General features: G+C 77.4%; 5 protein-coding genes. All 5 read left to right on the forward strand.

Annotated elements, in window-relative coordinates; translation table 11 throughout:
* Positions 1 to 81 precede the first annotated feature (81 nt).
* Genes ACFVVA_RS33415 through ACFVVA_RS33435 form a run of 5 tightly spaced genes read left to right on the forward strand, consistent with a single transcriptional unit; the run spans position 82 to position 12,868 of the window.
* A complete protein-coding gene (locus tag ACFVVA_RS33415; RefSeq protein ID WP_387694490.1) occupies positions 82 to 939 on the forward strand; it encodes a DUF4132 domain-containing protein in 858 nt (285 codons plus the stop codon).
* Positions 936 to 6,101, forward strand: coding sequence for a hypothetical protein (locus ACFVVA_RS33420; RefSeq protein ID WP_387694491.1), 5,166 nt, complete (start codon positions 936 to 938; stop codon positions 6,099 to 6,101). Before ACFVVA_RS33415 ends, ACFVVA_RS33420 begins: the two co-directional genes overlap by 4 nt.
* On the forward strand, positions 6,098 to 7,264 hold the full coding sequence (locus tag ACFVVA_RS33425; RefSeq protein ID WP_387694492.1) for an AAA family ATPase: 1,167 nt from the start codon (positions 6,098 to 6,100) through the stop codon (positions 7,262 to 7,264). The genes ACFVVA_RS33420 and ACFVVA_RS33425 overlap by 4 nt, the downstream gene beginning before the upstream one ends.
* Positions 7,265 to 7,268: 4 nt before the next feature.
* Positions 7,269 to 10,901: a DUF5682 family protein gene (locus tag ACFVVA_RS33430; RefSeq protein ID WP_387694493.1), complete on the forward strand. Its 3,633-nt coding sequence runs from the start codon at positions 7,269 to 7,271 to the stop codon at positions 10,899 to 10,901.
* Positions 10,898 to 12,868, forward strand: coding sequence for a hypothetical protein (locus ACFVVA_RS33435; protein WP_387694494.1), 1,971 nt, complete (start codon positions 10,898 to 10,900; stop codon positions 12,866 to 12,868). Before ACFVVA_RS33430 ends, ACFVVA_RS33435 begins: the two co-directional genes overlap by 4 nt.
* Positions 12,869 to 12,916: the final 48 nt, after the last annotated feature.

Below are 12,916 nucleotides of genomic sequence, written 5' to 3' on the forward strand. Positions count from 1 at the left end.
TGTCAGTGGGCCTCGCTACGTTCCTCGCATCGCTGGTCAGCAGGCGATCGACAAGTGTTTCCCGGTGGGAGGAGTACGGCCGTGGCATGGGTGGAGACGGACGCGGGAGGGTACCGCGTCGCGCTCGACGGGGAGGGCAGGGTGGCGTGCCGCAACGCGGCGGGGCGCGACCTCAAGTCCCTGCCGTCGAAGCTCGGTGACGACCGCGTGGTCATCCAGCTCAAGCAGCTCGCCGAGTGGCTGGCCGCGCACGAGCGCGGCTGCCTGGAGGACGTCGAGCGCTGGATGGTCCGCTCGCTGCCGGTGCCCGCCGCCGTGCTCACCGCCGTGTGGCCGGACGAGGCCTGGCAGGGCGTCCTGAAGGACCTCGTGGTCACCACCACGGACGGCTCCGTGGCCGGCTTCCTGCGCGGCGTCGACGCCGAGCGCGGCCTCGGCCTGGTCGACCTGGACGGCGACACCGTGCGCCTCACCGACGGCGAGGTGCTGATACCGCACCCCGTCCTGCTCCAGGACCTCGACGAGCTGCGCGAGTTCGCCGTCGAACTCGGCGTCTCCCAGCGTGTCCAGCAGCTCTACCGCGAGGTCTGGCACCGGCCCGCGGAATCGCCGGCGGACACCGAGGTCACCACCTACGCCGGCGGTCGCTACCGCGAGCTGCGCGAGCTGGTCGGGCGCTGCACCCGGCTCGGCTGCCGGGTCCGCGGCGGCTCCGCCGTCCAGCCGGTCACCGAGGGCGGGCGCACCGTCGAGGCCCGGGTCTGGGTCGGCGACTACTACGAGTACGACGCGTGCGAGACCGGCGCGCTCAGCTGGGCCGGCCCCGACGGCCGTGCCCTGCCGCTCACCGAGGTCGGACCGGTCGCCTGGTCCGAGGGCATGCGGATGGCCGCCGCCCTGTACGCCGGCCGCACGATCCAGGGGGAGGAAGCCGCATGACCGCCACCGCGCACCCGACCACCGCGCACCCGACCACCGCGCACCCGACCACCGCGCACCCGACCACCGCGACGCCCGAGGAACTGCTCGACGCCGGTGCCGTGCTGCCGCCCGGCACCCTGCCCGGGGCCGGCCGCCCCGACAGCGCCGCAGACGTCCTCACCGCCCGCGGCTACACCCACCCCGCGCTCGACGGGCGCCGGATCGTCCGGCTCGTCCCCGGGGCGCTCGGCCCGGCCGAGGACCTCGCCCTCGACTTCCTCGGCCTGGCGCCGGAGGCCGCGCCCGCCGAGGTCGGCCAGGTCCGCCAGGAGGCGCTCGGCTTCCCCGCCTGGGCCCTGGTCCACGACCCGGCCAACGGCCACCACGCGCTCGCCCTGGTCAAGGAGCTGGAGCGGCTCGCCCGCCAGGCCGCCTCCAAGCCCGGCGCCGCCAAGGACGGCTTCGACGAGCTGTCCGTCCGCCTCGGCCGGGCCGTCCCGCACTTCCTGCCCACCTTCTGCGAGGAGGTCGGCCGGATCTTCCTGCGCCACGAGAACCGGACCTACGCCGCCGCCTGGTTCGGCAAGGCCCGCGAGGCCGAGCGCACCCACGGCCTGGCGGTGGACGAGGAGCGGCTGCGCGCCGTCTTCCTGGAGTTCGCCCTGGCCGGCGCGCTCACCGTCAAGTCCCTGCGCCAGTACGTCAAGGAGCTCGCCCAGCGGCTCGACCCGCTGACCGCCTGGCAGCGCTTCCGCCAGCTGTGCACCGAACGCTCCGCGGCCGGCATGGCCCCGTACGCCGGGGTCGCCGAGGACGCCCGCGCGCTGATCAAGGCCGCCGGGCTGGACCGCGCCGAGCACGAACGGGCGCTGCTCGCCGAGCTGCTGGACTCCCCGGCGGTCACTCGGGCGCCCGCCGCGTTCTGGAAGTCCTGGCACGGCGCGCTGGTCGAGCTCGGCCGCAGCGACGCGGCGGTCCGCACCCGCCTGCTGGAACTGCTGCCCGACCCGTCCTCCTCCGAACCGGCCGGGCACGACACCGCCTGGCTGGCGCTGCTCGCCGAGACCGGCGCCGAGGACCTGCTCACCGGCCCCCGCCCCGAGGGCGCCGAACCGGCCGCCGCCTGGCTGCAGCGCTGGTGCAACCACCACGGCCGCGGCTGGCGCAGCCGGCCCAGCTGCCCGGACACCCTCGCGCTGGCCGGCCGGATGGTCGAGCGGCTCAGGGCCGACGCCGTCCCGGTGGACCTCCACACCGGCATCCGCGCCAGCCGGACCAGGATCGACCTGCTGGACCTGCTGCTCACCGCGGGCGTGCCGGTGGCCGGTCCGCCGGACGGCCTCGGCATCGAGCTGCACGACTGGGTCTCGGAGTGCGGCCCCGACAGTCCCACCCTCGCCGCCGTCGGTGCCGACGAGCGCTACCGGCCGCTGCTGCGCCGAGCCGCCCCGGCCGCCTGGAAGACGGCCGCCGAGCGCGAGGTGCCCGCCCTGCCGCTGCTGAACGAGCTGTTCGCCGAGTGGGCCGAGGAGCGCTCCGAGGAGCTGTTCGCCGCCCGCGGCCTGGCCGCCGCCGCCGACCTGGTCCGCGCGTTCGGCCAGCACCGCACCGCCGTCCGGACGGTCGCACCGGCCGTCGCCGACCGGGTCGCCGCCCTCGACGTCGCCGCGCTGCTCACCGACGCCCTCCGGGCCGGCATCCTGGACGAACTCGGCTGGCCCGCCCTGGAGGAGGCACTCGGCAAGATCGCCGACCCGCCCGCCGACGACGCCCCGCGGCACCCCGTCCCCAGCCTGGGCGGCGCGGGCCTGAGCGGCCTGGTCGTCGAGGACGCCTGGCCGCACCTGATCCTCGCCCGCCTCGACCGGGCCGTCGTGGTCGGCCCGGAGGGCATCGTGCTGGAGCACACCCTCCGGCTGCCCGAGGAACTGCACCAGCGCAACCGGATCCGGCTGCGCCTGGTCGACGGCGAACTGCTGGTCGTCTGGTCCCACGAGGGCAAGCAGCTCGCCTACTGGTCGAGCCGCCCGGACGAGCGGTTCGAGCTGGAGGGCGAGACCATCGCCGGCTACTACTACGGCGACCGCGAACCCGAGCTTCCCTCGCTCCAGCTGCCCGGCGGCGGCCGTACCACCGGCGAGCGCCCGCTGCACGCCGGCGACACCCGGATGCCCGACGAGCACCCCGTCCTCGGCGACGGCACCGGCTACTGGACGGTGCGCCACGCCTCCGACGGCGAGGCCGTCCTGCGCGAACTCGACCCGGCCACCGGCGCCCTGGGCCGCGCCGCCGAACCGCCGGTGATCGCCGCCACCGCCCAGGCCGGCCGGCTCGTCCGGAAGAGCACCTGGCTGCTGCCGCTGCAGCCCGGCCTGGAGCGGACCCCGCTCGGCACCGACGGCACCGTGCTCGGCAGCTGGGTCAGGGTCGAGCCCCACAAGGCCGTCACCACCTTCACGGCCGACGGGCAGCGCATCGTGCTGCCGCTGACCGGATACCGCTCGGACACCGTCCCGGTCGGCCGGCTCGGCCTGCCGGGCGCGGCCGCCCCGGTGGTCAGCCACACCTCCGGCGACCACTTCTCGCTCAACCTGCCCGACCTCACCGGCAGCGCCGACCGCACCGTCGACCTGCACCCCTGCCACGCCGGTGAGCTCTCCGCCGCCGGCACCCCGCTCGTTCCGCCGTTCCCGCACTGGCACGCCCTGCGCCCGCGTGACGAGGCCGGCTCCACGGTGCTGCGCGGCGTCACCTCCGAGCAGGCCGCCCGGCTGATCGACGCCGCCTGGCCGACCGACACCGAGCCGGTCCCCGAGGACGAGCAGTGCTGGCTCACCGTCCAGGGCGTGCGCCGTCCGCTCGCCCGGCGCACCCCGCGCACCCTGCCCGTCCCGGAGGTCGGCGCGATCCTGCCCGGCATCGCGGACCAGCGGCTGCTGGCCGGCGTCGCCGGCCTCGCCCGCCTTGCCGCCGACCTGCTGGACCGGATCGCCCGGTTCGCCCCGCAGCCGGAGGCCGAGCGCCCGAGCACGAAGCAGAACACCGAGTGGCAGCCCGAGCACGGGCGCGACCACGAACTGCGCGACGCCGTGCGCGCCGTGCTGCCCGAGATCGGTGGCTTCGGCAACAACTGGGGCTCCGCCGCGCACTGGTGGGTGCTCAACAACCTGCGTGCCGTCACCGGGGTGCTGGCCGCCCCGCCCGCCGCCGACGGCGAGGGCTGGAGCACCCCCGTCACCGTCACCCTGCGCAACGGCAGTGTCAGCTACGGCTGGCTCCAACTGCTCGGCCGGGTCCACGCGCTGGCCCACGCGGTGGCCTCGCCGTTCACCGACCCGGCCCACCGCTCCTCGCTGGTCCTGCTGCTCGGCGAGCTGACCAGGGGCCCGCTGGCCGACCGCGGCGCCACCCTGCGCGAGATCGTCCTCGCCGAGCAGGTGCCGGCGGCGCCGAACGCCACCGGCACCCGGCCGGTCACGCCCCGCGAGGGCGAGGTGCTGCGGCACGGTGGCCGCACCGTCGTCATCATCGGCCACCAGCGGCAGTCCGCCGACGGCTGGGTGCACTGGCTCGCCGTCGACCACGACCCGAGCGGGGAGTTCGGCCCCGTCGCGCACTTCACTACGCTGGAGGAGCGCGGCACCGAGGAACTGGTCGATGCCGCCTGGGTCGCCAAGTTCTGGCGGGTCGCCGCCCTGCGCGGCGCCGTCCCGTACGACCAGGCCGGGGCCGAGGCCTTCAGCGCACTCACCGGCATCGGCACCGCCCGCTCCGCGCTGCTGCTCAGCCCGCCGTCCGGCCTGCTGTACTGGAACGACATCCCCGTGCCCGCCGAACTCGGCCTCAAGGCCGCCGACTTCAAGGCCGCCCGGACGTGGCTGCGCGGACACGACGAGACGGGCCTCGCCGCCGTCTGGGGCGCCCTGCTGCCCGCGGACCCGAAGACCCTGTGGACCGACGGCCCCGACCTCGCCGCCGGGGCCGAGGAGTGGATCCGGCGCTTCGGACGCCTCGTCACCCTCCCCGAGGAGGCGCTGGCCACCGTCCAGGGCGTGTCCATCGACACCGTCGAGGCCGTGCTCAACCTCACCGGCACCCCGTGGCTGACCCGCCGCACCCCCTTCCGGGTCATTCGCCAGGACGGCTCCGGTCCCCGGCTGGTCCCCGAGGACGGCTCCGCCGTGCCGGACCCCGGCGCGATCTCCTCCACCGTCGCCGCACTGCGCTGGCTCGCCTACCACCTGCCCGCCGGCAGCCCGCTGCGCCCACTGCTGCCCGCCGCCGCCACCGCGCTGCGCGAGCGCCTGGCCGACCCGGAGCTGCTGCTCGACCTCCACGTGACCAGCACCGTCAAGGGCAAGCCGCTGGCCGCCGTCCTGCGCACCCACTTCGGCCTGCCCGCCGAGGGCGGCGCCGAACCGGACGGCCTGGTCCGATGCGGTCCGGCACTCGTCCTGATGCCCCACCACGAGCAGTACGAGCGGATCTGGCTGCGCCCGGCCGCCCTCAGCGGCCCCGACGACCCGCTGCTCGAACTGATCGGCGGACTCGCCGAGAGCCACTGGTACCGCATCGAGCGGCCGGCCCTCGAAGCCGTGCTGCGCGGCGAGCCGGAGCGGCTGGTCGCCACCGCCACCACTGCCGCCACCGCCACCACCGCCACCACTGCGGCCGCCACCGCCACCGCCGCCACCGCCGCCGTCCCGGCTGCCGGCGAGGGCCCCGCCTGGCTGCAGAACCCGCAGCTGTCCGTCCCCGCACTGGTCGCCGAGGTGTCCCGCACCCACGACCTGGGCGAGGACGCCGCCACGCTCTACCTCCAACTGCTCGCCCTGCCCGACCCGACCGACCGCAACACCGCCCGCTGGACGGGCTGGAAGCCCGCCCGGCTGAAGAAGGCCCGCGCCGAACTCGCCGCCACCGGCCTGGTGCTGGAGGCCAAGCGGGCCCGGGCCGGCCGCAGCCTCTTCCTGCCCGGCGGCTGGCAGGAGGCCAAGGCGCCGGCACTGCCGGCCGAGACCTGGAAGGCCGCCCTGTACGAACTGCACACCCACCGGCCCGCGCTGGTCCCCCTGCCCGTCCCCGAGCTGTTCGCCCGGGCCTGGCAGCGGACCGTCGACGGCGACGCCCCCGGTTACGAAGAGCTCCAGACCAGCAAGCGCAGGAAGGCCCGCCGATGACCGCCACCGAGACCACCCCCGGCGCGACCGCCACCGTCGCCGCCGCGGACCGGCAGACCGTCCCGCCCGAGGAGAAGTACGCCGCCGAACTGGAGTTCCTGGCCGCCCACGACAGCGGCCCGCGCCCGCCCGGCTGGCGGCTGACCCCGCGCGCCGTGGTCACCTTCGTGATGGGCAGCGGCGGCGAGAAGCTCAAGGCCGGGCGCAAGGGCCTGGTCATCGAGCCGAAGTTCGTCGGCGAGCGCGCCCTGGTCGAGCGCTGCGTCGTCACCCTCGCCGGGGAGCGCGGCCTGCTGCTCGTCGGCGAGCCCGGCACCGCCAAGTCCATGCTCTCCGAGCTGCTCGCCGCCGCCGTCTGCGGCACCAGCGCGCTCACCGTCCAGGGCACCGCCGGCACCACCGAGGACCAGCTCAAGTACGGCTGGAACTACGCCCTGCTGCTCGCCAAGGGGCCCAGCCGCGAGGCCCTCGTCCCCTCGCCGGTGCTCACCGCGATGACCGCCGGCGCGGTCGCCCGGGTCGAGGAGGTCACCCGCTGCCTGCCCGAGGTGCAGGACGCCCTGGTCTCGCTGCTCTCGGAACGGCGCATCGCCGTCCCCGAACTGGCCGGCACCCCGGACGGGCAACTGCACGCCGCGGCCGGCTTCACCCTGATCGCCACCGCCAACCTGCGGGACAAGGGCGTCAGCGAGATGTCCGCGGCGCTCAAGCGGCGCTTCAACTTCGAGACGGTCGGCCCGATCGGCAGCCTCGCCGCCGAGGTCGACCTGGTCCGCCGCCAGTCCACCGTCGCCGTCGCCCGGGCCGGCGCCGCCTACGCCGTGGACGACGCCGTCCTGGAGGCCCTGGTCACCGCGTTCCGCGACCTGCGCACCGGCCGCTCCACCGAGGGCTGGGACGTCGAACGCCCGTCCACCGTGATGAGCACCGCCGAGGCGGTCTCCGTCGCCACCTCGCTCGGCGTCAGCGCCGCCTACCTGCCCGACGGCGGGGACCTGCTCGGCCGGCTGCCCGGCCAGCTCCTCGGCGTGGTCCGCAAGGACGAGCCGGCCGACGCGGCCCGGCTGCTCGGCTACTGGGACGGCCCGGTCCGCCGCCGCGCCGAACAGGGCGCCGCCACCTGGCGCACCCTGTGGGACCTCCGCTCGGCACTGGAGGCCTGATCCGATGAGCAGCGCGGAGATTCCCCGCCCGGACGACGCGGACCGGACGGTCCGGGCCGAGGCCGACCGGCTGGCCGCCTCCGGCACCGGCAGTCCCGGGCCCCACCTGATCGGTGTGCGCCACCACGCGCCGTCCCTCAGCGCGGTCGTCCCCGCGCTGCTCGACGCCGCCCGGCCGGACGCCGTCCTGGTCGAGCTGCCCGCCGAGTTCCAGCCCTGGCTCGGCCGGCTCGCCGACGAGGCCACCCTGGCCCCGGTCGCCCTCGCGGCGGCCCCGACCGGGCCCGAGGAGGCGGCCGGGCCCGCCTTCTACCCGTTCGCCGACTTCTCCCCGGAACTCGCCGCCCTGCGCTGGGCCCGGCGCAACGGCGTGGAGGCCATCGCCTGTGACCTCCCGCTCGCCCACCGCGCCGCCGCGCGGGCCGGCGAGCGGGCCGGGGAGTCGAGGCGCACCGACGGGGGCCCGGAAGCGCCCGGCGTCGCCGACGCGCTGCGCCACCGCCTCACCGGCCGGGACGCCGACGACGACCTGTGGGACCGTCTGGTCGAGACGGCCGCCCCCGGCTCCTCCCCGGAGGCCGTCCGGCGCGCCGCCCTGCTGGTCGGCTGGGCGCTGCGCCGGGACGCCGAGAGCGGCCCCGGCGTCGACCCGTACGACCTGCGCCGCGAGGCCTGGATGCGGGCCCGCATCCAGGACGCCGCAGCCGGCGGGCGCCGGGTCGCCGCCGTGATCGGCGCCTTCCACGCCCCCGCCCTGCTGGACGGCCCCCTCGCCGCCGAGGAGCCGCCGCACCCGGACGACCCCGGGCACGTCCTGTCCCTGATCCCGTACACCTACCCGCTGCTCGACGCCCGCTCCGGCTACCCGGCGGGCATCCGCGACCCTGAGTGGCAGCACACCGTCCTGGACGCCGGCGGCGACCCGGAACGCCTCGCCGAGGCGCTCACCACCACCGCCGTCCGGATCTGCGCCGCCCTGCGCAGCCAGGACCACCCCAGCGGCCCGGCCGACGCCCGCGAGATCGTCCGCCTGGCCGGCGACCTCGCCCGGCTGCGCGGCCACGCCGCCCCCGGCCGCGGCGAACTCGTCGAAGCGGTGCAGACCGTGCTCGCCCAGGGCGAACCCCTGGGCCGCGGCCGGGCCGTCGCCCGCGCCCTCGAACAGGTGCTGGTCGGCACCCGCACCGGCCGTCCCACCCCCGCCGCCCCCCGCAGCGGACTCGCCCCCGCCGTCGAGACGCTCCTCGCCGGCCTCGGCCTGCCCGGCCCCGCCGACCCCGGCCCGCGGGACCTGCGCCTCGACCCGCTGCGCAGTGACCTCGACCGCCGCCGCGAGATCCTCCTGCACCGGCTCACCGCCTGCGAGGTCCCCTACGCCGAGTCCGTCGCCACCACCGGCGCCGGCGGCACCGAAACCCTCGGCACCCGCTGGCGCCTGCACTGGACGCCCGCCAGCGCCGCCATGCTCACCGTCGCCGGCACCCGCGGCGTCACCCCCGCGCAGGCCGCCGAGGGCGCCCTGCGCGCCGGCCTCACCGATCAGCCGACCCCGCGCGAGATCATCGACGGCCTCACCGCCGCCGCCTCCTGCGCCCTCCCCGCCCTCGCCGAGACCCGACTCGCCCAACTCACCACCGTCCTCCCCGCCTCCGCCACGCTGCCCGACCTCCTCGACGCCCTGGCGCTCGTCGACCGGCTGACCGCGGGCCACTTCCCCGGCTACGCCCCGGTCGGAGGGGAGACGTCCGCCCCCGCGTCCGCCGTTCCGGCGGGTCGGCCCGTGCTCGCCGCGGCCGGGGAGGTGCTCACCACTGCCGCCGTGCGGCAGCTGGAGGGCGTGGGCGGGTCGGACGATCCGCAGGACGCGCGGGCGCTGGTGGAGCTGGTGCGGCGGGCGGACCGGCTCGGCGGAGTGCGGCTGGCGTACACGCTGGCCGAACTCGCCGAGCGGGGGAGCCCGTTGGTACGGGGCGCGGCCGGTGCGGTCCGGGTGCTGCTCGGGCAGGAGCCGGCCGAGGTGCTGGGCGGCCGGGCCGCCTCCTGGGTGGACGGTGCGACCGGTCCGAAGACGCGACAGGCGCTCGGGCGGGCGCTGGTCGGCCTGCTGACGGCGGCGGAGGGGCTGTTCGACTCCGCGCCGCAGGCACTGGAGCCGGTGCTGGAGCGGGTCACCTCGCTGCCCGACGACGCCTTCCTGGACCGGCTGCCCGCCCTGCGCGGCGGGTTCGACACGCTCAGTCCGGCCGCCCGCGACCGGCTGCTGGCCCTGGTCGAGGAGAGCCTGGGCGCCCGGCTCGCCGCGCTGCCCGAGGAGGCCGGCCCGGCCGTGCTCGCCGACTGGGTGCGGGCGGACCTCGCGGCACGGGCGGCCCTCTCCCGCCGCGGCCTCCTGCCCCCGGCGGCGGCCGACACCCCGGCGGTCGCGCCGCCGGCCACGGCCGCGGAGCGGCCTCCCACCAGGCTCCCCGCCATGGCCGCCACGACCACCACGACTTCCGCCACGACCACCACGACCACCGGGCCCCGCGCCCTCGCCCCCGCCGAGCGCTGGCGGCTGCTCCTCGGCCGCCCCGGCGACGGCGGCCTGACCGGTCGCGGTGCCCGACTCGCCGCGGCCCTGGACGAGTTGTACGGCACCGGCCACGGCGAGGGCTCCGGCCCGGGCCTGGACAGCCGGGGCGGCAGGGGAGGCCGCGAGGCCCCGTACCCCGGCGTGCGGGAGTGGGCCGAGGAGCTGGAGTCGCTGTTCGGCCCCGGCGTGCGCGAGGAGGTGCTGGCCGCCGCTGTCGCCCAGGGACGTACCGACGTCCTGGAGACGATCGACCCCGCCGCCGTCCGCCCGTCCGTCGAGCTGCTGCGCACCGTGCTGGACCACGCGGGCGGTCTGCCCGAGGCCCGGGTGGCCCGGCTGCGCCCGCTGGTGCGGCGGCTGGTGGACGAGCTGAACCGGGAGCTGGCCACCAGGCTGCGCCCGGCGCTGACCGGGATCGCCGTGCCGCGCCCGTCCCGCCGCCCGGGCGGCGGGCTGGACCTGGACCGGACCATCCGGGCCAACCTCGCGACCGCCCGGCCCGGGCCGGACGGCGGCACCCTGATCGTGCCCGAGCGCCCGGTCTTCCGGACCAGGGCGCGGCAGGCCAACGACTGGCGGCTGATCCTGGTCGTGGACGTCTCCGGGTCGATGGAGGCCTCCACGGTGTGGGCCGCACTGACGGCCTCGATCCTGGCCGGGGTGCCCTCGCTGAGCACCCACTTCGTGGCCTTCTCCACCGAGGTCCTGGACCTCACGGCACGGGTGGACGACCCGCTGAGCCTGCTGCTGGAGGTGAGGGTCGGCGGCGGCACCAGCATCGCGAGCGGGCTGCGCTACGCGCGGGAGCTGGTGACGGTGCCGTCCCGCACGCTGATCGCGGTGATCAGCGACTTCGAGGAGGGCGGGCCGATCGGCGGGCTGCTGGCCCAGACCCGGGCGCTGGTGGACTCCGGCGTGCACCTGCTCGGCTGTGCGGCGCTGGACGACACCGGGACGGCCCGCTACTCGAAGGCGGTCGCGGGCCAACTGGTCGCGGCCGGAATGCCCGTGGCGGCGTTGAGCCCGCTGGAACTGGCCCGCTGGGTGGGGGAGAAGGTGCGATGAGCGTGACGGCGCGGACGAGCGACTGGCCGGGTGTGCGGCCCGAGGTGGTCGCCGAGGTGGTGGCCGGGCTGAGCGCCCGGCTGCAGAAGCGGCTGGACGGTGCGGCGGCGAAGCTGGCGGAGCGGCCGGTGGCCCGGGAGGGCGACGAGTGGCGGGTGGAGGTGGACGAGGAGACGCTGCTGGTGCTGCACGCTCCGGGTGGGGTGGTCGTGGTGGAGGCCGACGTCCGCTGCGGCTGCCTGCTGGCCCCGGCCTGCGTGCACCGGGCCGCCGCCGTCACCCTCTGCCCGCTCGCCGAGGCCGAGCCCGAGCCCCAGGTCGAGCCCGAGCCCGAGCCCGAGCCCGAGGTCGAGGCCGGGCCCGCGCCCGAGGGCGGCACCGGGTCGGCGGCCGCGGCAGGCCGAGAAGGAGCCCCGGAGACCCCCGGGGCGCCGACCGGTCAACCGGCCCCCGCCCCGCTCACCACCGCCGAACTCGCCGCCGTCCGCCACCTCCACGCGGCCGCGGCCGCCGTCCTGGCCGCCGGGGTGAGCGGGGCGGGCGCCGTCTCCCAGGCCGAACTGCTGCGCGCCGCCCACCGGGCACGACTCGCGGGCCTGCACCGCCCGGCCTCGGCGGCGGTCACCGTCGCGACGAGGGTCCGGGCGGCGCGTTCCGGCGCGCCGGACCACCGCCTGGTGGATCTGGTGGCGGGCCTGCGCGAACTGCTCGGCCTCACCACCGCCCTGGCCGCCGGCGCTGCCCCGGTCGCCGGCGTCGCCCCGGTCGCCGACGTCGCCCCGATTGCCGAGTTGCGCGGCACCGCGCGCCAGGCCTACCGGGAAGAGGGGGGTCTGCGGCTCTACGGCCTGTTCGCCGAGCCGGTGCTGACGGCGACGCACGCGGGCGCGGTCAGCTGGGCGGTGGATGCCAACGGGCGCCTGAGCACGATCGCCGAGGTGATGCCGCACGACGACGTGTCGGCCGCCGCCCCGCAGGCGGTCGGGGCGGGCAACCGGACGGTCCGCCTGGGTGATGCCGCCCTCAGCCACCGCGAGTTGAGCCGGGCCGGGCTGGCCGTCCAGGGCGCGACCAGGTCCTCCGGCGGCCGACTGGGCGCCGGTGCCTCGGTACGGGCGGTGCGTGCGGCGGGCGCGGCGTGGACGGCGGAGCCGGCCGCCCGGCTCTGGTCCGAACCGGCTCCCGCACAGGTGGCCCGGGCGCTCGCGGCGCAGGAACGGCCGTACGAGAGCCGCCCGGCCGGGAGCGACCTGCTGTTCCTGGACGTCACCCTGCTGGGTACCGCCCCCACCGGCCCGGGCGGGACGCCCCAGTTGCTGGCGCGCTGCACGGCGGGCGGTCCGGGAGGCTCGGGCGGTCCGGTGATCGTCCTGCGCCCGGCGCACGAACACCCGGACCTGCCGTTCCGGGCGAACCTCGCGCTGCTCGCCACCGCGCCCGGCCTGCGGCTGCGGGTGATCGGCCGATTGGAGCGCGCGGACCGTCCGGAGCTGCGCCTGCTCGCGATCGGCACGCCCCCGGGCACGCCGGACCGACTCGCCCTGCCCGCGGCCCGGGCGGGCCGGGTCAACCTCGGCCTCGAACGCCTCCAGACCGCCGACCTCGCGGGGCCCGGCCCGGTCGGTGGGCCGGCGGACGGGCCGACGGCCCCGGCGCCGTACGGCCCGCCCGTCCACGTGCTCGGGCGCCGGGTCGAGCAGACGGTCACCACCGGCCGGCACGCCCTCGCCCCGAGCGAGGCCTCGGCGGCGGCCGACCGCGCGCTGCTGCGCGCCGCCGGGCTGGCCACGGCCGCCGAGCTCCTCGACGCTCTGCGGGCCACCGCTGCCAACCGGCAGCGCGACGTCTTCGGCCGGATCGTCACGGACGACCACGAGGCCTTCGCCGCCGCCTGGCTGGCGGCGGCCTCCTACACCGAGGAGCTGGCCACGGCGCTGTGCGCGGCGGCCTGGTCCGGGGAGGGGTGAGGGGACTTCCACGGCAGGCGGGCAGGGGAGGGGCCGCCGGGCTATAAG

The sequence above is a fragment of the Kitasatospora sp. NPDC058048 genome (assembly GCF_042885555.1).
Taxonomy (GTDB): domain Bacteria; phylum Actinomycetota; class Actinomycetes; order Streptomycetales; family Streptomycetaceae; genus Kitasatospora; species Kitasatospora lactacystinica.